Below are 23,471 nucleotides of genomic sequence, written 5' to 3'. Positions count from 1 at the left end.
ACATTCCGAACCCGGAAGCTAAGCCTCACAGCGCCGATGGTACTGCAGGGGGGACCCTGTGGGAGAGTAGGACGCCGCCGAACAATCATTCAGAAGAACCCCCATCCGGATCCCGGATGGGGGTTCTTCGCGTTTCCGGGTCGTCGACCGCGAAAAAATCTTGGCCGGTGATGTCGAGAACCCGTGGCCTGCTCCGTCCCCGGGGTGAACGCGGCCACAATGGGTCGCATCAGCACCGAGGGAGAAGCACGATGGCCAAGTACCTGCTGCTCAAGCACTACCGGGGCGCTCCGACGGCGGTCAACTGCGTGCCGATGGACCAGTGGACGCCGGAGGAGGTCACTGCGCACATCAAGTACATGCAGGACTTCGCGGCCCGGCTGGAGAAGACCGGCGAGTTCGTCGACGGCCAGGCGCTCGCGCCGGAGGGAACGTGGGTCCGGTACGACGGCGAGGGGCGTCCGCCGGTCACCGACGGTCCGTTCGCCGAGACCAAGGACCTCATCGCCGGCTGGATGGTGATCGACGTCGACAGCTACGAGCGCGCCGTCGAGCTGGCCGGCGAACTGTCGGCCGCCCCCGGGGCCGGGGGCAAGCCGATCCACGAGTGGCTGGAGCTTCGTCCGTTCCTGACCACGCCGCCGACCATCACAGATTGACGTCGTGACGGCTCCGCTGAACGAGGTTCTGATCCGGAGCCTCACCCCGAGCGTGCTCGGCATCCTCGTCCGCCGCGGAGCCGACTTCGCGGCGGCCGAGGACGCCGTGCAGGAGGCGTTGGTCGAGGCGGTTCGCGGCTGGGAGGCCGATCCGCCGAGGGACCCCAAGGGCTGGCTGGTCACCGTTGCCTGGCGCAAGTTCCTGGACGCGACCCGCGCGGACTCCGCCCGCCGTCGGCGTGAGGACCTCGTCGACCAGGAGCCGGAGCCCGGGCCCGCGGCGGAGGTGGACGACACGCTCCAGCTCTACTTCCTCTGTGCCCACCCGTCGTTGACGCCGTCGTCCGCAGTCGCGCTCACGCTGCGGGCGATCGGCGGGCTGACCACCCGCCAGATCGCCCAGGCCTACCTGGTGCCCGAGGCGACCATGGCGCAGCGGATCAGCCGCGCCAAGCGCACGGTCTCCGGCGTGGGTTTCGAGCAGCCTGGCGACGTCGCCACCGTGCTGCGGGTCCTCTACCTGGTCTTCAACGAGGGCTACTCCGGCGACGTCGACCTCGCCGCCGAGGCCATCCGACTCACCCGGCAGCTCGCGGCGGCGATCGACCACCCCGAGGTGGCGGGCCTGCTCGCGCTGATGCTGCTTCACCATGCCCGGCGGGCCGGGCGGATCGCGCCGGACGGAAGCCTGGTGCCGCTCGCCGAGCAGGACCGCGGCCGGTGGGACACCAGGTTGATCGCCGAGGGCGTCGGGATCCTGCAGGCGGCCCTGGCCCGCGACCGGCTGGGCGAGTTCCAGGCCCAGGCCGCCGTCGCGGCGCTGCACGCCGACGCGCCCACCGCCGAGGAGACCGACTGGGTGCAGATCGTGGAGTGGTACGACGAGCTCGTGCGGTTGACCGACAGCCCGGTCGCGCGGCTCAACCGCGCGGTCGCGGTCGGCGAGGCCGACGGGGCGCGCGCCGGGCTGGCGGCGCTCGGGGAGTTGGACGACTCGCTGCCCCGCTACACCGCGGTGTCGGCGTACCTCCACGAGCGCGACGGCGATCCGGTGACGGCGGCCCGGCTGTACGCCGAGGCGGCGCACAAGGCGTCCAGCCTCGCCGAGCGCGATCACCTGACGCGCCAGGCCGCTCGGCTGAACGCCGGCCGCAACGGCTGAGTCAGCCGACTCGGCCGACTGATCGGGTCAACTCACAGCCGGCCGGCGGCCTTCAGCGCCAGGTAGGTGTCCGCCAGCGCCGGGGCGATCCGGCTCGGCGGGGCGTCGAGGACGGTGACGCCGTGGCGGGTGAGCCGGTCGGCGGTGGCGCGGCGGTCGGCGCGGGTCTGCTCGGCGGCGGCGGCGCCGTAGACGGCCTCCAGGGTGCCGCGCCCGGCGGCGAGGACGTCCAGGTGCGGGTCGGCGACCGAGGCGAGGACGACCTCGTGGCGCTTGGTGAGCAGCGGCAGCAGCGGGCGCAGGCCGTCCTCGACGGGCGCCGCGTCCAGGCCGGTGAGCAGGACGATCAGCGAGCGGTGCGGCGCCATCTTGAGCGCCGTGGAGACCAGCGAGCGCATGTCGGTCTCGTGCAGCGCGGGCTCCAGGACGGCCATCGCGCTGGTGAAGGCGGGCAGGATCTCGTTCGCCGAGCTGCCGACCACGGCCGCGCGCTTGCGGGCGTCGTGGGCGAGCAGGTCGACCCGGTCGCCGGCGCGGGTGGCGAGCGCGGTGAGCAGCAGGGCGGCGTCGAGGGCGGCGTCCAGGCGGGGCGCGTCGCCGACCCGGCCGGCCGAGGTGCGGCCGGTGTCGAGGACGACGAGGATGTGCCGGTCGCGTTCGGGCCGCCAGGTGCGGACGGCGACGGTGTGGCGGCGGGCGCTGGCGCGCCAGTCGATGGAGCGGACGTCGTCGCCGGGCAGGTACTCCCGCAGTGAGTCGAACTCGGTGCCCTGGCCGCGGGTCAGCACCGAGGTGCGGCCGTCGAGTTCACGCAGTCGGGCGAGCCGGGAGGGCAGGTGCTTGCGGCTGGTGAACGGGGGGAGCGCGCGGACCGTCCAGGGGACGTCGTGCGAGCCCTGACGGGCGGCCAGGCCGAGCGGGCCGTGCGAACGGACCGTCACCCGGTGGGCGTGGTGGTCGCCGCGGCGGCTCGGGGTGAGCACGGAGATCGCCCGGCGGCGTTCGCCGGCGGGGACGGCGAGGGTGTGCCGGGAGGCCGTCTCGGCGGTGCCGGGGCGCCAGGCGGAGGGGGCCCAGGCGTCGCGGACCAGGGCCCGGAGCGGCCGCCCGGCGGGGTTGGTGACGGTCAGTTCGACCGAGGCGCTCTCGCCGAGTCGGACGGTGGTGTCGCCGCCCCGGTCGATCCGCAGGCTACGGACGGGGGCGGCGAGCACCAGGTCGACCAGGACGGCGAGCAGGACCGCGCCGGTGACGAGTCCGATCCCGGCCCAGGAGGGCAGCAACAGGCCCACGACGAGCGCGCCGAGCGCGGCGAGCAGGGCGGTTCGCCCGGTGAGGGCCATGCGGATGCGCTCCTTCGGAAGCCCGTGGATTCGGGAGCCCGTCAATTCCGGGTGCCTGTGGGCCGGAAGCCCCGGGACACCGACGGGCGGTGGATCTGAGGGCGGTGGGTCAGCGGGGGGCGGGCGTCTGCGCCAGGACGGCCTGGATGACGGAGTCGGCGGTGACGCCCTCCATCTCGGCCTCGGCGCGCAGCGCGACGCGGTGCCGCAGGGTGGGCAGGGCGAGCGCCTTGACGTCGTCCGGGGTGACGTAGTCGCGCCCGGCCAGCCAGGCCCAGGCGCGCGAGGCCGCGAGCAGGGCGGTGGCGCCGCGCGGGGAGACGCCGATGGACAGCGACGGGGACTGCCGGGTGGCGCGGCAGAGGTCGACGATGTAGGCGAGGACCTCGGGGGAGACGGTCAGCTCGGCGATCTGCGCGCGGGCGGCGGCCAGGTGCTCGGGCCCGGCGACCGGGCGGACGCCGGCGGCGGCGAGGTCGCGCGGGTCGAAACCGGCGGCGTGCCGGGAGAGGACCTGGAACTCCTGGTCGCGGTCGGGCAGCGGCAGGATCAGCTTGAGCAGGAAGCGGTCCAGCTGGGCCTCGGGCAGCGGGTAGGTGCCCTCGTACTCGACCGGGTTCTGGGTCGCGGCGACCAGGAACGGGACGGGCAGCGCGCGCGGTTCGCCGTCCACGGTGACCTGCCGCTCCTCCATGGCCTCCAGCAGGGCGGCCTGGGTCTTCGGCGGGGTGCGGTTGATCTCGTCGGCGAGCAGCAGGTTGGTGAAGACCGGGCCGGGCTGGAACGAGAACTCGGCGGTGCGGGCGTCGTAGACCAGCGAGCCGGTGACGTCGCCGGGCATCAGGTCAGGGGTGAACTGGATCCGCTTGGTCTCCAGGCTGAGCGCGGTGGACAGGGTGCGGATCAGCAGGGTCTTGGCGACGCCGGGGACGCCCTCCAGCAGCACGTGGCCGCCGCAGAGCAGTGCCACCACGAGGCCGGTGACGGCGGCGTCCTGGCCGACCACGGCCTTGCCGATCTCGGCGCGCAGGGCGGTCAGGGCCGCGCGCGGGTCGGTGGCGGGGACAGCGGGCGCCGTGGCGGGGGTGGCAGGTGCCGTGCCGGGGGTGATGCGGAGCTGGGCGGTTGCCTGTTCGGTCACGGGTTCCGTACCTGCCTTTCGAGGGCGTCGAGGTCGTCGGCGAGCCGCAGCAGCGCGGCGTCGTCGGTCGGGGGCGGGCCGTACAGCAGGGCCCGGACGTCCCCGGCGGGGTGTGCGGGGAGGCGGCCGGCCACGGCCGCGCAGAGGGCTTCGGGCTCGGGCGCGCCGGCCTGCAGCGGGACGCCCAGGACGGGGGCGAGGCGGTGGGCGGCGGCGCGGCGCAGGGCCTCGGCGGCCCGGCCGCGGGCCTTGGCCCGCCGGTAGAGGCGGGCGCGGCCTTCGGTGGTCTCGGCGGCGCGGACCACCACGGGCAGGTTCTCGCTGACCACCGGGCCGAGCCGGCGCCCGCGCCAGAGCGCGGCCAGGCCGGCGGCGATCGCGAGCTGGTAGAAGGCCCAGTGCCAGCCCTTGGGGATGTAGTCGTTGAAGTTCTTGTGGCGGGTGCCCTCGGCCAGCGGCGCGGAGTAGTCGGGAAGGTGCCAGGTGAGGCGGGGCTGCGAGCCGAGCAGGCCGAGCGCCAGTGAGGCGTTGCCGTCCTTGGCGAGTTCGCCGTTGGTCAGGAAGCTGCCGCTGCCCAGCACGATGACGTCGCCGTCCTCGGTCGGGGTGCTCACCAGCGGGTAGCCGTGGCCGTGCGAGTAGCAGCCCTCGCCGCGGCTGCCGCTGGTGTAGAGCATGCCGCCCATGGTGGCGCTGCCGGCCCGGACGGCCTCGGTGAGCGAGCAGCTCATGGGGGTGCTGCGGACGGGGGCGTACGGGACGCCGCCGTCCTCGTCGGAGGGGCGGATGCCGGGGACGAGCGCGGTGAGGGCGGCCGGGCCGGGGGCGATCAGGATCAGCCGCTTGTGCCCGGCGGCGGCGATGGCGCGCAGCTGGGCCTTGTCGAGCAGGTCGGGCTCGGGCAGCACCAGGGTGTCGGCGCCGCCGGTCGCGGCCGCGGGGTCGGTCGTGAGGTCGGTCTTGAGGCCCTGGTGTTCGAGCAGTGCGACCACGGCGTGGGTGCCGTCGGCATCGTGGGAGCGCGGGTCGGCCGGAGGGTACCGGTGTCCCCGGCCGAGGGCGGCGATGCAGACGGCGCCGATCAGCAGGGCGACGAGGAAGACCAGGTACCAGCGGGCCCGGCGGAGCAGGCCGCGCCCGGTGGGGGCGAGGCTGGTCGGTGCGGGGGCGGCGGCGGGCCGCTCGGCGGCGGGGGCAGCGGGGGCGGTGCCGGTCATGCGGCTCCTCCCGTGGTCGGAGCCGGGGCGGAGGCCGTGACCGGGGCCTGGGCGAGGGCCGGGCGGGTGCGTTCCAGGGCCCGGTCGAGGTCCAGCAGCAGCTGGTACGCGACCTGGTCGGCGGTCCGGTCGCCGTAGGCGATGTCGTCGAAGGTGCGGGCGGCCGCGGTCAGCGCGGCGGCGTGTTCGGGCAGGGCCCGGCCGGCCTCGGCGGCGGCCTCGTCGGCGGTGCGCCCGGGGCGGGTGTCGAGCAGGGTGCGTTCCTCCAGGGCCCGGACCAGCGCGCGCATCTGCTCGCGGACGGCCTCGGCCCAGCGCCCGGCGGCGGCGTGCCCGGCGGCGTCCGCCCGGTACTGCGCGGCGCTGCGCGGGCCCTCGGTGCCGTACACGCCGAGGACGGTGCGGGCGGCGCGCTTGGGCGCGCCGAGGCGCCACCAGACGGCGGCGGCGATCAGTGCGGCGACGATCAGGAAGAGCACCAGTCCGGTGGTGCCGTCGGTGCCGTCGCCGGAGAGGCTGCCGAGCGCGTGGTTGATGCGGTCCCAGAACCAGTCGGTGACCCGTTCCAGGACGGACGGGTCGTTCTTGTGGTAGTCGGCGTTGAGCAGCTCCTCGCGGGCGGCGTCGCGGGCCGGGTCACGCGGAACGGTGACCGGGGCGCCGCCGGCGGCGAGGAGTCTGTCCCCCCAGATAGGCATCCGGCTCAGCGCCTCGCCGGGGTCTGGTCGGCCCGGCCGTTCCAGTCGGTGCCGCCCTGTTCGGGCAGGCCGGCGGCGCGGGCGAGCTCGATGTCCAGGGCCTCGCGGCGGATCCGCTGGTCGATGTAGACCAGCACGCCGACCGCGGCCATGAACGGGGTGGTGAGCGCGGAGGCGATGATCCCGGCGACGGCGACCACGACCAGCATGCCGATGGACTGCTTGCCCGGGTCCTCGAGGCTGTCGACGCTGCCGAAACCGAGCACCAGGCCGATGAACCGGGCCGGGATGAGCAGGACCATCCCGATGACCACCGACAGCACCTTGCTCAGCAGGACGATGCCGAAGACCCGCCACCAGGAGCCGCGGACCAGCCGCCGCGAGCGGGACAGCGCCGTCACCACGCCCTGCTTCTCCAGCATCAGCGCGGGGCCCGCCAGGCTGTAGCGGATCAGCAGCCAGCCGGCGACCGGGACGGTCAGCAGGCCGACGAACGCCAGCAGGGCCTCCGTTCCGGGGGTGCCGGAGCCGCCGGCCCGGTAGCCGAGCAGCGGGGTGAAGCCGAGCAGCACCACGCCGGCGCTCATCAGGGTGGTGAGCACGGTGAGCCCGAGCAGCTGCAGCAGCCGCGGGCGGGCGTCGCGCCAGGCGTCCCCGGCGGTCACCGGCCGGCCGAGGACGGCCCGGCTGACCACCACGGTCAGCAGCGCGGTGGCGAGCGCGTTGAGCAGCAGCAGCACTGGCATCCGGGCCAGCAGGGTGAGCAGCTGGGTGGACGCTCCGGTCCTGCCGTTGACCAGCAGCTCGGAGGCGATCGCCCCGGCCTGGTCGACGACGGCGATGCCGAGCGAGAGGGTGAGGGCGGTGCGCCAGTGCCGGCGCACGGTGGTGACGGCTCCGTCGAGCAGTTCGCCGACGGAGAGCGGGCGCAGCGGGATGACCCCGGGCCGGGGGCTGCGCGGGGCGCTCCAGCCGTACGGGTTCGGGCCGCCGGGCGTCCGCCCGCCCGGGGCGGACTGTCCGGGCCGGGTGTTCCAGCCGGGGGCGGCCTGCGGTGGTGCCGACGGTCCGGGCACGGCGGCGGGCGCGTCGGCCGGGGGCCGGGTGCCGTCGCGGGATGGCTCGGACGAGCTGGGCGAGGCCCAGCCCGGAGTGTCGGTCATCACTGCTCCTCGGAGGGCGTCACGGGCGCGGCTCCGGGCGGATGTTTCGCCCGCGCGCGGTGCCCATCGTGCCATGGGGCCCGAACAGGCCCCAGGGGTATCCGGTTGCTGATCGGCAACAGGGCTTTCCGGGAGGCGGGACGGCAGGTTCCGGACCGTTCGGAGGCGCTCCGACGAGGGCTATTCGCCTGGTATGACCGGAATGCACCGGCGGGGGAGTTGGCCGTTGTGGAGCATTGGCACTGCTGTGCGGCAGGTCACAATCCGGTAATGAGAAGATGGACGCATGAAGGGACGCGTCCTCGTCGTTGATGACGACTCCGCACTGGCCGAGATGCTCGGCATTGTGCTGCGTGGTGAGGGTTTTGAGCCGTTTTTCGTCGCTGACGGGGACAAGGCGCTAGCCGCGTTCCGGGAGAGCAAGCCGGACCTGGTGCTGCTGGACCTGATGCTGCCCGGTCGGGACGGCATCGACGTGTGCCGGCAGATCCGGGCGGAGTCCGGCGTCCCGATCGTCATGCTGACCGCGAAGACCGACACGGTCGACGTCGTGGTGGGCCTGGAGTCCGGCGCCGACGACTACGTCACCAAGCCGTTCAAGCCCAAGGAGCTGGTGGCCCGGGTGCGCGCGCGGCTGCGCCGCGCCGAGGAGCCGACACCCGAGCAGCTGACCATCGGCGACCTGGTGATCGACGTGGCCGGCCACTCGGTGAAGCGGGACGGCCGCAGCATCCCGCTGACCCCGCTGGAGTTCGACCTGCTGGTCGCGCTGGCCCGCAAGCCCTGGCAGGTGTTCACCCGCGAGGTGCTGCTGGAGCAGGTCTGGGGCTACCGCCACGCGGCGGACACCCGCCTGGTCAACGTCCACGTCCAGCGACTGCGTTCCAAGATCGAGAAGGACCCGGAGCGCCCCGAGATCGTGGTGACCGTCCGCGGCGTCGGCTACAAGGCCGGACCCAGCTGACGTGACGGACCGGGTTGACGACACCCCGCCGGGTACCGCGACCGGCGGGACGGGGGCCGTGCGCGGGGACGTGCTGAGTTCGACCACCCGCCGCCGTCGCGGCCCTTCCGGAGTCTTCGGCCTGATGAAGCGTCAGTTCCGCCGTCCCGTGCACCGGGTGTCCGCGCTGTACCGGCGCTCGATCCAGCTGCGCGTGGTCGCGGTCTCCCTGCTGGCCTCCATCGCGGTGGTCCTGGTGCTGGGCGTGGTCGTGGTGGCGCAGGTGCGCACCGGCCTGCTCGACACCAAGATCGACGCCGCCCGGGCGCAGGCCCGGATCGGCTTCCAGGTCGAGCAGAAGAAGATCGACGAGGCCCGCGACCTCAAGCTGCGCAACACCGCCGACCCGACCACCGAGGAGACCGGCACCTGGCTGCTGCGGCAGGTCAACGACCTGGCCGCGAGTGGGCAGACGGTCTACTCGGTGATCGCGATGGCCCCCGGCACCGGTGCCGTCGTCCCGGACACGGCAGGCTTCGCGCCGCGCTACTCGGGCGACATCCAGCCCAGCAGCGTCCCGGACACCCTGCGGGCCAAGCTCTTCGACGAGCCCGGCCAGATGTTCGACCAGCCGACCCGGATCCACCGCTCGCCCGAGAGCGGCGGCAAGAGCGAGCCCGGCCTGGCCCTCGGCATGCAGTTCGTCGGCCCGGCCGGGACCAGCTACCAGCTGTTCTACGTGTTCTCCTTCGGCCAGGAGACCGACACCCTCAACCTGATCACCGGCACCCTGGCGACCGCCGGCGTGTTCGTGGTGATCCTGATGGGCGGCATCGCCTGGGTGGTGGTGCGCCAGGTGGTCACCCCGGTGCGGATGGCCGCCGGTATCTCCGAGCGGCTCGCCGACGGGCACCTGGAGGAGCGGATGAAGGTGACCGGGACGGACGACATCGCCCGCCTCGGCGAGTCCTTCAACCGGATGGCCAACGCCCTCCAGGCACAGATCCGCCAGCTGGAGGAGCTGTCCCGGGTCCAGCGGCGCTTCGTCTCGGACGTCTCGCACGAGCTGCGCACCCCGCTGACCACGGTCCGGATGGCCGCCGACCTGATCTACGACAGCCGCGAGGACCTGGACCCGATGGCGGCCCGCTCGGCGGAGCTGCTCCAGGGCCAGCTGGACCGCTTCGAGTCGCTGCTGGCCGACCTGCTGGAGATCAGCCGCTTCGACGCCGGCGCCGCGATCCTGGACGCCGAGCCGGTCGACCTGCGCGAGATCGTCGCCCGGGTGGTGGAGGCCGCCGACCCGCTGGCCCAGGCCAAGGGCAGCACGATCGTGATCCGCGGCGACGGCGAGCCGGTGCTGGCCGAGGTGGACTCCCGCCGGATCGAGCGCATCCTGCGCAACCTGGTGGTCAACGCGTTGGAGCACGGCGAGGGCCGCGACGTCGTGGTCCGGCTGGGCTCGGCCGACGGCGCGGTCGCGGTCGGCGTGCGCGACTACGGCATCGGCCTCAAGCCGGGCGAGGCGTCCCGGGTGTTCCACCGCTTCTGGCGGGCGGACCCGTCCCGGGTCCGCACCACCGGCGGCACCGGCCTCGGCCTGTCCATCGCGGTCGAGGACGCCCACCTGCACGGCGGCTGGCTCCAGGCCTGGGGCGAGCCCGGCGGCGGCTCGCACTTCCGGCTCACCCTGCCGCGCACCCGCGGCGGCGACATCAACCGGGCGCCGTTCCGGCTGGAGCCGGAGGACTCCCGCAACAACCGGGGCCTGGGCGCCTACGGCACGCCGTACCGGCGGGCGATCGCCCCGGCCGGCTCGACCGCGCTGACCGCCGTCGAGGAGCAGGCGGAGGCGCCGGAGGGGCCCGGCAGCGGGTTGGGCAGCGGGCTCGGCGGGGTGCTGAACATCGGCCCCGGGCTGGGCCGCAACCGTCTGCCCGAGGGGCCGCGTGCGGACCCCTCGGACGTACGGACCGTGGGGGCCGGTTACGGCGCCACCGGCGCCCAGGTCATGGTGGACCCGACGCCTGGACGGCCGTCGGTGGCACAGCGGACGGCGGAGCCGGACGTGACGGGTGGGACGGACCTGGAGGGGTCGCAGCGTGCGAAGGACGAGCAGCAGGACTGAGCCGCGGCTCACGGCGGTGGCCGGCGCGGTGCTCGGCGCCCTGGTGGCGAGCGGCTGCGCGGCCATGCCGGACTCCGGCGGCATCACCAAGGTGGAGCTGTCCCAGGGCTCGGCCGACAAGAACCTGCAGGCCAGGATCTACCCGGTGGCGCCCGGCAAGGGCGCCAAGCCGCGTGAGCTGCTGACCGGGTTCCTGGACGCGGTGACGGCCGACGAGGGGTACGACACCGCGCGCAAGTACCTCACCGAGCGCGCCGCCGCGAGCTGGAACCCGGAGGCGGGCATCGAGGTGCTCGCCAGTACGACCATCAAGGAGCCCGGTCAGGCCGTCTCCGACGCCGACACCACGGTCTCCGAGACGGTGACCGGACAGATGGTCGCCAAGGTCGACGAGAAGCACTCGTACCTGCTGGTCGCCGGGCAGAACAACAACGGCTCCTCCGACTTCACCTTCGTCCGGGAGAAGGACGGCGAGTGGCGGATCGACACCCTGCCGCCGGGCGTGATCATGAACGAGGCCAACTTCCGGAACAGCTTCCGGCAGGTCGAGCGCTTCTTCTACACCGCTCCGGACCCGTCCTCCGGCAACGGCGGCCAGGAGGTACTGGTCGCCGACCCGATCTACCTGCGGCGCCGGACAGACCCGCTGACCGCAGCCGCCAAGGCGCTGGTCGCCGGACCCTCGAACTGGCTCTCGCCGGTGGTCCGGACGGCCTTCCCGGCCGGCGCCTCGGTCGACAAGGTCAGCATCGACGACAGCCGGGCGGCCCACGTACAGCTCGGCGGGGCGGACCTCGGCGAGCCGATGGCCTGCCGCCGGATGGCCACCCAGCTCTTCTACACCCTCGCCGACCAGGGCAAGGGCCAGGTCGAGCGGCTGGAGCTGAAGGGCCAGCGCGGCTCCTGCACGGCCAGCCGCATCGACGCGCCCGCCACCGGCCCGGGCGCCCTGACCGCCCAGACGTCCGTCCAGTACTACCAGCGCTCCGACAACGGCGTCCTGATGGCGACCGACGACGGCCGCACCGGGGACCCGGTGCACGGCGTGCTCGGCAAGCCGCAGTCGAACCCGGCCGCCCAGCCGAGCTCCGTCGCGGTCAGCCGGGACGGCTCCTGGGCCGCCGCGATCAGTGCGGACGGCCACCAGCTCTACTCGGTGGCGCTGTCCGACAGCACCGTGGCGATGCCCGAGCCACTGCTCAGCTCGCCGGTGAAGGCGGGCAGCAAGGACGAGGGCTTCGCCTCACCCAGCTGGGACGGCCGCGGCGACCTGTGGGTGGTGGACCGCAACCCGCAGGGCCCCCGGGTGGTCATGGCGCGCGGCAACAAGTCGTACACCGTGCCGGTCGAGGGGCTGACCGGGCAGACCGTGCAGGCGCTGCGGATCTCCTCCGACGGCACCCGGGTCGCCCTGGTGGTGAAGTCCCCGGGCGTGGCCACCAGCTCGCTGATGTTCGGCCTGGTGGTGCACGGTGGCACCACGGCGGCGCCGACCGCGAAGATCACCAAACTGCGCCCGACCGCGCCCTCGCTCACCGACGTGGCCTCGGTGTCCTGGGCGGAGAGCGACCAGCTGCTGGTGCTCGGCAACGAGGCGGACCGCCCCAAGCAGCTGTACTACATCAGCACCGACGGCTCGCAGAGCACGGACAGTCAGCTGCAGGGCGGCCTCGGCATGCTGAGCGTCTCGGCCTCGGAGTCCCGGGGAGACAGCCTGGTTCCGGCGCCGCCGGTGCTCGCGGTGGCCGAGGGCAAGGTCTACCGGCTGGTCAACAACCAGTGGCGGGAAGCCCAGTTGCTGGACAAGGCCCCCCGCTCCTTCTTCTACGCGGGCTGACGCGCGGCCAGGCGTACGGTTCGACGCGCGGCCGGGTGCGGGCCCCGGCCTGACGCACACCCCGGCGGATCAGCCCTCCGGCCGCACCGCGGTGGCCGCGACCGTGGCGGCCGCCCGGGCCGGCAGTCCGGCGTCGGCCAGCGCCCTGGCGGCCTCGGCCAGACTCGCCCCGGTCGTCACCAGGTCGTCCACCAGCACCGGCTGACGGCCGGCCAGGCCGCGCCGGGCGCGCGGCAGGACGGTGAGCGCCCCGTGCAGGTTGCGCCGCCGCTCGGCCGCGTTCAGCCCGGTCTGGTCGGCGACCGGACGGGCGTGCCGCAGCAGTGGTGCGGCCCGGGCGTCCAGGCCGGCCCGGCGCAGCGAGCGGGCGGCGGCCCCGGCCAGCCGCAGCGTCGGGTCGTGGCCGCGGGCGCGGACGGCCGCGCGGGCCGAGGGCATCGGGACCAGCAGCAACGGCGCGGCTCCGGCCCGGGCCCCCAGCGCGGAGCGCACCGCCCGTCCGAGCGCCTCCCCGAGCGGCCCGGCCAGCCGCAGCGCGCCGCGCTCCTTGTGCGCGAGCAGCAGCTGCCGGACCGGGTCGGCGTACGGGGCGGCGGCGTGCGCCCAGGGCAGCAGGGTCGGGCCGGGGCGGGCGGTGGCCAGCGTGTGCCGGCAGGCCGGGCAGAGCTGGGTGCGCTCGGTGCCGCAGCCCGCGCAGTCGGCGGGGAGCAGCACGTCCAACAGTCCGGACAGTGCGTGGGCGAAGGGTGTCCGGGCGGACGGCGGACGGGCGGGGGAGGGGGTCGGCGACACGGCTACTCCTGGCGGCGGCAGGCACGGAGAGTCAGCAAAGGATGCGCCGTATGGGGGGTGTTGTCTAGGTATTTACCCATACTTCACTCTCAGGAGGGTAGACAGGGTGCAGCAGCTTGACCGCCTGCCCGCAGTATCGGGTCATACCCACCTCCTCGCCCGGGGAGGCGAAATCCCCGCGTGAGGTGTTCGATAAGGCTCCAGGGGGTTTCAACCGTCCCTGATGGGGAGGAAGTGAGATGAGGGCCAGTCGTTTCCGTCGCTGGCGGCGGGGGCGGGGGCCGGCAGTGGATGGGCTGGTCCAGCTGGAGCTCAGTCCGGTCCGGTAGCACCCGGATCGGCGTCAGCACGAGGGATCGGAGTTCTGCGTGGACATCGTCGTCAAGGGCCGCAAGACCGAGGTGCCCAAGAGGTTCCGCGAGCACGTGGCCGAGAAGCTGGAGAAGGTCCAGAAGTTCGACGGCAAGGTGATCAGCCTCGACGTCGAGGTGTCCAAGGAGCACAACCCGCGGCAGGCCGACCGGTCTGACCGCGTGGAGATCACTCTCCGTACCCGGGGTCCGGTGATCCGGGCCGAAGCCGCCGCCGCCGACCCGTACGCGGCGCTCGACCTGGCGTCGGCGAAGCTCGACGCCCAGCTGCGCAAGTCCGCGGACCGGCGTCGGGTGCACAAGGGCGGCGCGAACGGCCGCACCCCCATCAGCGTCGCCGAGGCGACCGCGGCCCTGGCCGCGCTGCCGTCGACGACGGCGATGGAGGGCGAGACCAACGGAGCCGTCCGCAAGACCATGATGGGATCCCTGGAAGTGGAGGGCGAAGGCCCGCTGGTGGTCCGGGAGAAGACGCACTCGGCCGCCCCCATGGCGCTGGACCAGGCGCTCTACGAGATGGAGCTGGTCGGCCACGACTTCTACCTCTTCGTGGAGAAGGACAGCGGCCTGCCGAGCGTCGTGTACCGCCGACACGGCTACCACTACGGTGTCATCCACGTGCAGCCCGACATGGCGGCCGGCGTGGCCAGCGGCGCGGGCGGTGCGATCGGTCGGTCCGACGACGAGGACTGACCGTCCGAGCAGTGATGGAGGGGTGACCCCGGCGGCAGCGGCCGCCGGGGTCACCGGCGTTCGGCGGCGGGGCGGGCCGCACGGTGGGGCGGGGCGGGCGCCGCGACGGGACGGGTTCGAACGGTGCTCGGACGCGCGGGGGTCGAGGGGTCACCCGAAGCGGGGGAATCGGCGCCGGAGGGTGACCGTGGCGACGGCGGGGCGTGGAATGATTGGCGGACGACGACCCGCGAAGGGGGAGGAGCGGATGGGGGATCACTTCGGGCTGGGGCCCGGTGCGGGGCCGGTCGCCGGAATGCCACCGGGGCCGGAGGAGGAGCCCGCGTACGAGCCGCGCCGGGGTGAGCCGATCCGCGTGCTGGTGGTGGACGACCATGCGCTGTTCCGCCGGGGGCTGGAGATCGTGCTCGCGGAGGAGCCGGACATCAAGGTCGTCGGCGAGGCCGGGGACGGCGCCGAGGCGGTGCTGAAGGCCGCCGACCTGCTGCCCGACATCATCCTCATGGACGTCCGGATGCCGCGTCGCAGCGGGATCGAGGCGTGCACGGCGATCAAGGACGTGGCGCCCAGCACCAAGATCATCATGCTGACGATAAGCGACGAGGAGGCCGACCTCTACGAGGCGATCAAGGCGGGGGCCACCGGCTACCTGCTCAAGGAGATCTCCACCGACGAGGTCGCCACCGCGATCCGCGCGGTCGCCGACGGGCAGTCGCAGATCAGCCCGTCGATGGCCTCCAAGCTGCTCACCGAGTTCAAGTCGATGATCCAGCGCCGCTCCGACGACCGGGACCTGGTGCCCGCGCCCCGGCTCACCGACCGGGAGTTGGAGGTGCTCAAGCTGGTGGCGACCGGGATGAACAACCGGGAGATCGCCAAGGAGCTGTTCATCAGCGAGAACACCGTGAAGAACCACGTGCGCAACATCCTGGAGAAGCTCCAGCTGCATTCCAGGATGGAGGCGGTGGTGTACGCGATGCGGGAGAAGATCCTCGAAATAGGGTGAGCCGCGGCCGCTACTCGGCGAGCAGCTTCTCCAGGGCCGGGCGCAGCCGCTCGTCGTGCAGCGCCCCGACCCGCACGGTGTCGCAGCCGACCCAGGCGGCGGCCTCGCGCAGGGCGGTGGCCAGCGCCTCGACGTGCCGGGCGCCGGATCCCCGGTCGCCGGTCAGCGAGACCTGGCGGGCGACCAGGGTGCGTCCCTCCCTCGCCGGGTCGACCCGGCCGACCAGGCGACCGCCGGTCAGCAGCGGCATCGCGAAGTAGCCGTGCACCCGCTTGTGCTTGGGGGTGTAGGCCTCCAGCCGGTGCGTCATGCCGAAGATCCGCTCGGTGCGGGCGCGGTCCCAGACCAGCGAGTCGAACGGCGAGAGCAACGTGGTGCGGTGGCGCCCGCGCGGGGCGGTGGCCAGCGCGGCCGGGTCGGCCCAGGCGGCGGCGGTGCCGCCGTCCGGTCCCCAGCCGGCCACCTCGACCGGGACCAGCCCGCTGTCCTCGAGCACCGGGTCCAACTCCTCGGCGCGCAACCGGTGGTAGTCCAGCAGGTCGGCCCGGGTGGCCACGCCGAGCGCGGCGCCGGCCTGGGCGACCAGGGTGCGCACGCACTCCCGGTCGGACCGCTCCTGCCCGAACAGCGCGTCTGGGACGGCCTGTTCGGCCAGCGCGTAGACCCGCTTCCAGCTCCGGCGCTCGGTGCAGACCACGTCGCCGAAGGCCAGCGCCCGTTCGACCGCGATCTTGGTGTCGGACCAGTCCCACCACTCGGCGGTCCTCTTCGCCCCGCCGAGCTCGGTGGAGGTCAACGGCCCCTCGGCGCGCAGCTTGTCGAGCACGGCCCGGTACGTCTCGGGCGCGACCTGGTGGCCCCAGAGGTGGCCGCGGTCGCGGTAGCGGCGGCGCCGGAAGGCGAACAGCGGCCACTCCTCGACCGGCAGGATGCAGGCCGCGTGCGACCAGTACTCGAAACTCGCGCCCGCGCCCCAGTGCGCCGCCTCGACGGCCGGGCGGCCGACCGCGCCGAGGCGGGCGTACGGCACCAGCTCGTGCGAGCGGGCCAGCACCGAGATGGTGTCCAACTGGACGGCGCCCAGGTGCCGCAGCACCCCGCGGACCCCGGCGCGGCGGTCCGGTGCGCCCAGCAGGCCCTGGGCGCGCAGGGCGATCCGGCGGGCGTCGTCGGCGCCCAGGACGGTGACGGGGGTGCGGTCGTCGGCTGGGGCGGTCATGCCGGCGAGCCTAGCCGGGGGTACCGACAGCGGGCCCGGGCCGAGGCTCGGCCCGAGCCCCGGGCTCAGCGCGGGTCGGGTTCCGTCCGGGTCCGCTCAGTCCGGGTCCGCTCAGTCCAGGTCGGACGGGAGCAGCGAGGCGACCCAGGAGTCCTGGAAGACGCCGCGCTGGTCGGCGTACGAGCGCAGGGTGCCCTCGTAGCGGTAGCCGACCCGCTCGGCGACGGCGCGGGAGCCGTCGTTGCCGACGTAGGCGAGCCACTGGAGGCGGCGCAGGCCGAGGCCGGTGAGGGCCCAGCGGGCGACCGCGCGGGCCGCCTCGACGGTGTAGCCGCGGCCGCGCTGTTCCTTCACCGTCCACCAGCCGACCGAGGCGGCGCTCGGGTCGGCGGCGAAGCGGATGACCGCCTGGGCGCCGACCAGCCGCCCGGTGTCGCGTTCGACCACGCACCAGATGAACTCGCTGTCCTTGCCCAGGCCCTCGGGGGCCAGGGTGCGTACGAAGAACTCCGCGTCCTCGCGCCGGTACGGGACGGGCACGACCGTCCAGCGCTGGATCTCCTCGTCCTGGCAGGCGGCGAAGATCGCGTCGATGTCGGATTCCTGCGGGGCCCGCAGGACGAGGCGGTCGGTGGTGAGAGTCGCGAGTTCGCCGCGGGATTCTTCCATGAACGGATTATTTCGCCGATCGGGGAATGCCGGCATCCGAATATGCGGCCAACTCCCGGCCCACTCGACCGTTTTGTCCCGGTGGACGGTGCTATCGGTCCATGTGCTCGGTCGGGTGACACGGGAATACCGTGCTGACGCACCTCCCGGCGCATTGGACTCCTCGCATACGATGGCCCGTGCGGTGGGGTGGACCCGCCGTGCAGTCGTCCAGTGCCAATACAGGCAAGGAGCCCGCTCAAGTGTCCGTCTTCGACAAGATCCTGCGCGCCGGCGAGGGCAAGATCCTTCGCAAGCTGCAGCGGATTGCTGCCCAGGTCAACTCCATCGAAGAGGACTTCGTCAACCTCACCGACGCCGAGCTGCGCGCGCTGACCGACGAGTACAAGCAGCGGCTCGTCGACGGCGAGTCGCTGGACGACATCCTCCCCGAGGCGTTCGCCACCGTCCGCGAGGCCGCCAAGCGCGTGCTCGGCCAGCGGCACTACGACGTCCAGCTGATGGGTGGCGCGGCCCTGCACTTCGGCTACGTCGCCGAGATGCGCACCGGTGAGGGCAAGACCCTCGTCGGCACCCTGCCCGCGTACCTGAACGCGCTGACCGGCAAGGGCGTCCACCTGATCACCGTCAACGACTACCTCGCCGAGCGCGACTCGGAGTGGATGGGCCGGGTGCACCGCTTCCTCGGCCTCGAAGTCGGCGTGATCCTGGGCAGCATGACGCCCGTCGAGCGCAAGCGTCAGTACGCGATGGACATCACGTACGGCACGAACAACGAGTTCGGCTTCGACTACCTGCGCGACAACATGGCCTGGTCGAAGGACGAACTCGTCCAGCGCGGCCACAACTTCGCGGTGGTCGACGAGGTCGACTCGATCCTCATCGACGAGGCCCGTACCCCGCTGATCATCTCCGGCCCGGCCGACCAGGCGACCAAGTGGTACGCCGACTTCGCCAAGCTGGTGCTGCGTCTGAAGATCGACCGCGACTACGAGGTCGACGAGAAGAAGCGCACCGTCGGCATCCTGGAGGAGGGCGTCACCCGGGTCGAGGACTACCTCGGCATCGACAACCTCTACGAGTCGGTGAACACCCCGCTCGTCGGCTTCCTGAACAACGCCATCAAGGCGAAGGAGCTGTACAAGAAGGACAAGGACTACGTCGTCATGAACGGCGAAGTCATGATCGTCGACGAGCACACCGGCCGTATCCTGGCCGGCCGCCGCTACAACGAGGGCATGCACCAGGCGATCGAGGCCAAGGAGGGGGTGGAGGTCCAGAACGAGAACCAGACCCTGGCCACCATCACCCTGCAGAACTTCTTCCGCCTGTACGACAAGCTGTCCGGCATGACCGGTACCGGCACCACCGAGGCGGCCGAGTTCCACCAGATCTACAAGCTCGGCGTGGTGCCGATCCCGACCAACAAGACGCCTCTGCGCATCGACCAGCCCGACCTGATCTACAAGTCGGAGCCGGCCAAGTTCGCCGCCGTGGTCGAGGACATCGCCGACAAGCACGAGAAGGGCCAGCCGGTGCTGGTCGGCACCGTGTCGGTCGAGAAGTCCGAGTACCTGTCGCAGGAGCTTCGCAAGCGCGGCATCCCGCACGAGGTGCTGAACGCCAAGCACCACGAGCGCGAGGCGCAGATCGTCGCGCAGGCCGGCCGCAAGGGCGCCGTCACCGTCGCCACCAACATGGCCGGCCGTGGTACCGACATCATGCTCGGCGGCAACCCGGACCACCTCGCGGCGGCCGAGCTGGCCCAGCGCGGGCTCTCCGCGGGCGACAACCCGGAGGAGTACGAGGCCGAGTTCCCGGCCGCGCTGGAGAAGGCCAAGGTCTCGGTCAAGGCCGAGCAGGACGAGGTCAAGGAGGCCGGTGGCCTCTACGTCCTCGGCACCGAGCGGCACGAGTCCCGCCGGATCGACAACCAGCTGCGCGGCCGCTCCGGCCGTCAGGGCGACCCGGGCGAGTCCCGCTTCTACCTGTCGCTGGGCGACGACCTGATGCGCCTGTTCAAGGCCGGCATGGTCGAGCGCGTGCTCTCGATGGCCAACGTGCCCGAGGACGTGCCGATCGAGTCCAAGATGGTCACGCGCGCGATCGCCTCCGCGCAGACCCAGGTCGAGCAGCAGAACTTCGAGATCCGCAAGAACGTCCTCAAGTACGACGAGGTGCTCAACCGCCAGCGCGAGGTCATCTACGGCGAGCGCCGCCGCGTGCTGGAGGGCGAGGACCTGCAGGAGCAGGTCGGCCACTTCATGGACGACACCGTCGAGGCCTACGTCAAGGCGGCCACCGGCGAGGGCTTCGAGGACGACTGGGACCTGGACAAGCTCTGGTCCGCGCTCAAGCAGCTCTACCCGGTCACCCTGGACCTGGAGGAGCTGGAGGAGGAGGCCGGCGGCAGCGCCGGGCTGACCCCCGAGTTCCTGACCAAGGCCATCCAGGAGGACATCCAGGCCCAGTACGGCGCCCGCGAGGACCAGCTCGGCGAGGAGATCATGCGCGAGCTGGAGCGCCGGGTCGTCCTGTCGGTGCTGGACCGCCGCTGGCGCGAGCACCTCTACGAGATGGACTACCTCCAGGAGGGCATCGGCCTGCGGGCCATGGCGCAGCGCGACCCGCTGGTCGAGTACCAGCGCGAGGGCTTCGACATGTTCACCGCGATGATGGAGGGCATCAAGGAGGAGTCCGTCGGCTACCTGTTCAACCTGGAGGTCCAGGTCGAGCAGCAGGTCGAGGAGGTCCCGGTCGAGGACGCCCAGGTGGTGCTCGACAAGCTGGAGAAGGACGCCGCCCGCCCGGAGATCAAGGCCAAGGGCCTGGAGGCCCCCAAGCCCCAGCGGCTGCACTACACGGCCCCCTCGGACGAGGTCGGCGGCGGTGTCATCGAGGGCGACTTCGAGGACCTGGCGCCGGAGGACGAGGGCGACGGGCTGACCCGCGCCGAGCGCCGCAAGGCCGCCAAGTCCGCCAAGGGCCGCCGCCGCAAGGGCTGAGCCCGCGGAAGGACGCCGGACAGGGCGCCGCACCCGTACGGGTGCGGCGCCCTGCGCGGTCCCGGGGCACCGTGCGGTCATCGGGCCTCCACGGCGGTGCACTGCCACTGCCCGGCCGGGCCGCGCTGCTCCAGCCGGAAGGCCACCATGTGGTGCCGCCGGCCGAGGTCGACCCGGACGCAGGCCTCGACCGCGTCGGGCGAGGGCGATCGGTCGTGCACCGGGCCGAGCCGGGGCCGGTCGGCGGAGCCGCCGCGGCGCAGCGCGCCGACCCGGACCAGCGAGGCGAGCTGCCCGTAGCCGTCCAGGCTGGTGTGCCGCATCAGCTGGCCGGAGGGCCGGGCACCGGTGAGCACCTCGACCAGCTGGTGGGCGAAGCGGGCGGCGAGCGCCCGGGGGTCGTGTTCGCGGGGCGTCGCGGCGGCGGTGCAGGCGGCGCGCGGCCGGCGCGGTCGGCGCCCGGCCGGGTCACAGCCCCCGGGGGTGTGGACGCGGCGGTGCGGGCGGGCGGTGAGATGGGCGGTCACGGTGGCTCCCGGTACGGGTGGTGCGGGTACGGACGGGTCCAGGCTGGCGGCGCCGCGCGCGGGGCGGCAACGCGTTTCCCGGCCGCCCGCGGCCCGGCGAGAAGTTCACCTATCCGGGTGAATCGACCAATGCGGCGACGGAGCCGGCAGGCCGTCCGGCGGCGCCCCGGTTGACGCGCGGGGACGGTCCGTACGGTCCGAAAGGGGACGCCCCGGTACGGCGGATCGGGTGGTCCCGTGCCGGCCTCCCGTTGCCCGTGCGGCCGTCCGCGGGCACCATCGGAGCCTGATCCGTTCCCGACGACGACGGGCGGCCGGGATGACGACAACCGGAATCACGACACGGACGGCGGCGGCCCCGACCGCCACCGCCGGGGGCGCGCCCCGGCGCGGCCTGGTGCTGGGCGGCGGCGGGATGCTCGGCGCGGCCTGGACGGTCGGCGCGCTGTGCGCCGTCGAGGAGGTCACCGGACGGCAGCCGGGCGGGGCGGACGTCCTGCTCGGGACCTCGGCGGGCGCGATCCTGGCCGCGATGCTGGCTGGCGGCGTGCGCCCCGAGCAGCTGCGCGCCCACCAGTGCGGCCTGCCGATCACCGAGGGCCCGCTGGCCGGGGTGGCCTTCGACTACGGCACGGCGGTCGGCGGGCCGCTGCCGCCCCGTCCGCGGGCCGGGATCGGCTCGCCGGACCTGCTGCGGGACGCCGTCCGGCACCCGCGCGAGTACCCGCTGCTGACCATGGTCTCGGCGATGGCGCCGCACGGCCGGGGCTCGCTGGCGTCGGTCGGCGAGCTGGTGCGCGACCTGCTCGGCCCGGGCGGCTGGCCGGCCCCGGGAACGGCCGAGCCGGGCCCGGCCGCGTTGCCACTGCGAGTGGCCGCCGTGGACTACCGCAGCGGCCACCGGGTGGTCTTCGGCGACCCGGACGCCCCGGCCGTCGCCGTCGCCGACGCCGTGATGGCCTCCTGTGCGATTCCCGGCTGGTTCGCGCCGGTCCGGCTGAACGGCTCGGCGTACGTGGACGGCGGCTGCTGGTCGGCCACCAGCGCCGACCTGATGCTCGGCCGCGGTCTGGAGGAGGTGTACGTGCTCGCCCCGATGGCCCTGCGGCTGGACCCGCACGCCGAGCGCCCCGACCGCGGCACCCTGGCCGTGCTGCGCGAGTGGCGGGACCGGGACCGGGACCGCCCGCGCGGCGTGCTGGCCCAGCTGGTCAGCCGCTACCGCCGGGCCGTCACCCGCCAGCTGCTGCGCGAGGCCGCGCTGCTGCGGGCCGAGGGCGTACGGGTGCGGCTGCTCGCACCGACCCTGGCCGACCTCGCGGTGATGGGCCCGAACATGATGGACCCGGCCCGTCGGGGCGAGGTGCTGGAGAGCGGCCTGCGGACCAGCCGGGAGGCCCTGCGGGCCGCGCGCTGATCGCGGTGGAGGGTGATCACGGCCGGCCCGGCTGAGCTTATTCTTGGGGCGCTGGAGAAGCTGTGCCGCTGGACGAACCCCGCTGGACGAACCGGAGAGTGCCACCGATGCGCGTGTACGTGCCCACCACCCTGACCGGCCTGGCGGCGGCGCACGAGGGCGGCGCCCTGGAGCAGTCCGCGGCGTACGCCGTGACCCCCGCGCTGCGCGAGTGGTACGTCAGCGACGACCTGGAGGAGCTGGAGTACGCGGCGCTGAACCGGGCCGCCCAGTCCTCGCTGCGGCTGCTGGCCGCCGACCCGCAGGCGCCGCGTCGACGGGTCGTGGTGGCGCTGGACGTGGCCGACTCGGCCGTGCGGCCCTTCCCCGGTGACGAGTACCAGGACCAGGCCTCGCTGGGCCGGGTGGTGCTGGCCGGCCCGCTGAAGCTCGCCAAGGCGGCCTCGGTGCACGCGGACGTCGCCGACGACGAGGTGGTCGAGGACGTCACGGCGGCGGTGGCGGCGGTGGCCGCGGCCGACGCGGGCGACCAGGACGCCCAGTTCACCGTGGACGGCGCCGAGGACCACGACCTGCTCTGGTTCGCGACCCAGGAGATCCCCTCGCTGCTGGCCTGAGTGACCCCGGTCCTACCGGTGCGTCGTCCGTCCGGGTTACCGTCTGAACCCGTGCGCACTCACATCGTTTGGGACTGGAACGGCACCCTCTTCCACGACATGGACGCGGTCCTCGGCGCGAGCAACGCCGCGTTCGCGACCATCGGCGTCGGGCCGATGTCCATGCAGCAGTACCGCGAGCAGTACGAGATCCCGATCCCGCGCTTCTACCAGCGGCTGCTCGGCCGGATGCCCTCCCAGGAGGAGTGGCTGAAGCTGGACGACGCGTTCCAGGACCGCTACCGCGAGCTCAGCCCGGCCTGCGGCCTGACCGACGGCGTGCAGGAGCTGCTGGACGGCTGGCAGTCGGCCGGGCACAGCCAGTCCCTGCTGTCGATGTACACGCACGACAAGCTCGTCCCGCTGGTCGAATCCTTCGGCCTGACCGGCCGCTTCCTGCGGGTGGACGGCCGCAGCGGCCCGTCCGGCGGCCAGAAGGCGGAGCAGCTGGGCAAGCACCTGGCCGCGCTCGGGGAGCGGGTGGACCCGGCCCGCACGGTGCTGATCGGCGACGCCGCCGACGACGCCCTGGCGGCGCTGGGCGCGGGTGCCCACGCGGTGCTGTACACCGGCGGCTCGCACACCCGGGAGAAGCTGGAGCCGGTCGGCGTCCCGGTGGTGGACAGCCTGGCCGAAGCGGTCGAGCTGGCGGGCCGGCTCGCGGGCTGAGCCGCCGGCGGGCCGGACGGCAGAGGCGCTGCTTTGACGGCGGACGTGGCGGGCGCCACGTCCGCCGTTGGCGTGTCCGGACGGGCGGATCCGCCCGTCCCTGGTCAGGCTGGGGGTGACACCAGTGGAGCGACAGCCCGCAGCAGCCAGCAGGAC

The 23,471-nt window shown here is 73.5% G+C and carries 20 protein-coding genes and 1 rRNA gene; 12 read left to right on the top strand and 9 right to left on the bottom strand.

Annotated features, from left to right (window positions below):
• The 3 genes from rrf to ACGF12_RS31420 all read left to right on the top strand — a co-directional run.
• Positions 1–83: ribosomal RNA gene (rrf, locus tag ACGF12_RS31430) — 5S ribosomal RNA — on the top strand; the annotation flags it as partial.
• Positions 84–251: 168 nt separating this feature from the next.
• Entirely contained in the window at positions 252–659 is a 408-nt protein-coding gene (locus ACGF12_RS31425) for a YciI family protein (RefSeq protein ID WP_393037532.1), read from the top strand.
• A 16-nt stretch (positions 660–675) separates the two neighbouring features.
• Positions 676–1,821, top strand: coding sequence for an RNA polymerase sigma factor (locus ACGF12_RS31420; protein WP_393037549.1), 1,146 nt, complete (start codon positions 676–678; stop codon positions 1,819–1,821).
• Between the two features lie 32 nt (positions 1,822–1,853).
• On the opposite strand, the gene ACGF12_RS31415 is transcribed toward ACGF12_RS31420, so the two are convergent.
• The 5 genes from ACGF12_RS31415 to ACGF12_RS31395 form a co-directional block, all read right to left on the bottom strand.
• Positions 1,854–3,164 carry a DUF58 domain-containing protein gene (locus ACGF12_RS31415; RefSeq protein ID WP_393037529.1) on the bottom strand — a complete coding sequence of 437 codons (1,311 nt, stop codon included), beginning with the start codon at positions 3,162–3,164 and terminating at the stop codon, positions 1,854–1,856.
• Between the two features lie 109 nt (positions 3,165–3,273).
• Positions 3,274–4,275 (bottom strand): AAA family ATPase, encoded by a 1,002-nt coding sequence (locus ACGF12_RS31410; protein WP_393037547.1) that lies wholly within the window; start codon positions 4,273–4,275, stop codon positions 3,274–3,276.
• A 26-nt stretch (positions 4,276–4,301) separates the two neighbouring features.
• On the bottom strand, positions 4,302–5,522 hold the full coding sequence (locus tag ACGF12_RS31405; RefSeq protein WP_393037526.1) for a DUF4350 domain-containing protein: 1,221 nt from the start codon (positions 5,520–5,522) through the stop codon (positions 4,302–4,304).
• Entirely contained in the window at positions 5,519–6,220 is a 702-nt protein-coding gene (locus ACGF12_RS31400) for a DUF4129 domain-containing protein (protein ID WP_393037524.1), read from the bottom strand. The genes ACGF12_RS31405 and ACGF12_RS31400 overlap by 4 nt, the downstream gene beginning before the upstream one ends.
• 5 nt (positions 6,221–6,225) lie before the next feature.
• Positions 6,226–7,383: a hypothetical protein gene (locus tag ACGF12_RS31395; RefSeq protein WP_393037521.1), complete on the bottom strand. Its 1,158-nt coding sequence runs from the start codon at positions 7,381–7,383 to the stop codon at positions 6,226–6,228.
• 286 nt (positions 7,384–7,669) lie between these two features.
• Here ACGF12_RS31395 and mtrA point away from each other — a divergent pair, with 286 nt between their 5' ends.
• From mtrA to ACGF12_RS31380, 3 genes are all read left to right on the top strand, one after another.
• A complete protein-coding gene (mtrA, locus tag ACGF12_RS31390; protein ID WP_030283937.1) occupies positions 7,670–8,347 on the top strand; it encodes an MtrAB system response regulator MtrA in 678 nt (225 codons plus the stop codon).
• A gap of 124 nt (positions 8,348–8,471) precedes the next feature.
• A complete protein-coding gene (gene mtrB, locus ACGF12_RS31385; protein WP_393037544.1) occupies positions 8,472–10,454 on the top strand; it encodes an MtrAB system histidine kinase MtrB in 1,983 nt (660 codons plus the stop codon).
• On the top strand, positions 10,429–12,291 hold the full coding sequence (locus ACGF12_RS31380) for an LpqB family beta-propeller domain-containing protein (RefSeq protein WP_393037516.1): 1,863 nt from the start codon (positions 10,429–10,431) through the stop codon (positions 12,289–12,291). The genes mtrB and ACGF12_RS31380 overlap by 26 nt, the downstream gene beginning before the upstream one ends.
• 69 nt (positions 12,292–12,360) lie before the next feature.
• On the opposite strand, the gene ACGF12_RS31375 is transcribed toward ACGF12_RS31380, so the two are convergent.
• A complete protein-coding gene (locus ACGF12_RS31375) occupies positions 12,361–13,083 on the bottom strand; it encodes a ComF family protein (RefSeq protein ID WP_393037513.1) in 723 nt (240 codons plus the stop codon).
• A 368-nt stretch (positions 13,084–13,451) separates the two neighbouring features.
• Here ACGF12_RS31375 and hpf point away from each other — a divergent pair, with 368 nt between their 5' ends.
• Both hpf and ACGF12_RS31365 read left to right on the top strand, forming a co-directional pair.
• The gene (gene hpf / locus ACGF12_RS31370) at positions 13,452–14,147 is read left to right on the top strand and encodes a ribosome hibernation-promoting factor, HPF/YfiA family (protein ID WP_387613721.1); all 696 of its coding nucleotides are present in this window, start codon (positions 13,452–13,454) and stop codon (positions 14,145–14,147) included.
• 247 nt (positions 14,148–14,394) lie between these two features.
• Complete coding sequence (locus tag ACGF12_RS31365; RefSeq protein ID WP_393037509.1) at positions 14,395–15,153, top strand: response regulator; 759 nt, start codon at positions 14,395–14,397, stop codon at positions 15,151–15,153.
• A gap of 10 nt (positions 15,154–15,163) precedes the next feature.
• Here ACGF12_RS31365 and ACGF12_RS31360 read toward each other — a convergent pair whose 3' ends face one another.
• Together ACGF12_RS31360 and ACGF12_RS31355 are read right to left on the bottom strand one after the other, a co-directional pair.
• Positions 15,164–16,372: a winged helix-turn-helix domain-containing protein gene (locus ACGF12_RS31360; RefSeq protein ID WP_393037506.1), complete on the bottom strand. Its 1,209-nt coding sequence runs from the start codon at positions 16,370–16,372 to the stop codon at positions 15,164–15,166.
• 111 nt (positions 16,373–16,483) lie between these two features.
• Complete coding sequence (locus ACGF12_RS31355) at positions 16,484–17,041, bottom strand: GNAT family N-acetyltransferase (protein WP_393037503.1); 558 nt, start codon at positions 17,039–17,041, stop codon at positions 16,484–16,486.
• A 242-nt stretch (positions 17,042–17,283) separates the two neighbouring features.
• Between ACGF12_RS31355 and secA the strand changes: the two genes are divergently transcribed.
• Positions 17,284–20,046 (top strand): preprotein translocase subunit SecA, encoded by a 2,763-nt coding sequence (gene secA, locus ACGF12_RS31350; RefSeq protein ID WP_393037500.1) that lies wholly within the window; start codon positions 17,284–17,286, stop codon positions 20,044–20,046.
• A 77-nt stretch (positions 20,047–20,123) separates the two neighbouring features.
• Here the strand turns inward: secA and ACGF12_RS31345 are convergent, their stop codons facing one another.
• The gene (locus ACGF12_RS31345) at positions 20,124–20,573 is read right to left on the bottom strand and encodes an Rv3235 family protein (protein ID WP_393037497.1); all 450 of its coding nucleotides are present in this window, start codon (positions 20,571–20,573) and stop codon (positions 20,124–20,126) included.
• Between the two features lie 319 nt (positions 20,574–20,892).
• Here ACGF12_RS31345 and ACGF12_RS31340 point away from each other — a divergent pair, with 319 nt between their 5' ends.
• The 3 genes from ACGF12_RS31340 (at position 20,893) to ACGF12_RS31330 (ending at position 23,315) form a co-directional block, all read left to right on the top strand.
• Positions 20,893–21,990, top strand: coding sequence for a patatin-like phospholipase family protein (locus ACGF12_RS31340; RefSeq protein WP_393037494.1), 1,098 nt, complete (start codon positions 20,893–20,895; stop codon positions 21,988–21,990).
• A gap of 107 nt (positions 21,991–22,097) precedes the next feature.
• The gene (locus tag ACGF12_RS31335) at positions 22,098–22,607 is read left to right on the top strand and encodes a DUF6912 family protein (protein WP_393037491.1); all 510 of its coding nucleotides are present in this window, start codon (positions 22,098–22,100) and stop codon (positions 22,605–22,607) included.
• Between the two features lie 51 nt (positions 22,608–22,658).
• Positions 22,659–23,315: an HAD family hydrolase gene (locus ACGF12_RS31330; RefSeq protein WP_393037488.1), complete on the top strand. Its 657-nt coding sequence runs from the start codon at positions 22,659–22,661 to the stop codon at positions 23,313–23,315.
• Positions 23,316–23,471: the final 156 nt, after the last annotated feature.

The sequence above is a fragment of the Kitasatospora sp. NPDC048296 genome, assembly GCF_043201815.1.
Classification (GTDB): Bacteria; Actinomycetota; Actinomycetes; order Streptomycetales; family Streptomycetaceae; genus Kitasatospora.
Note: the sequence above shows the minus strand (reverse complement) of the source record. Positions and strands in the feature narration are given on the sequence as shown.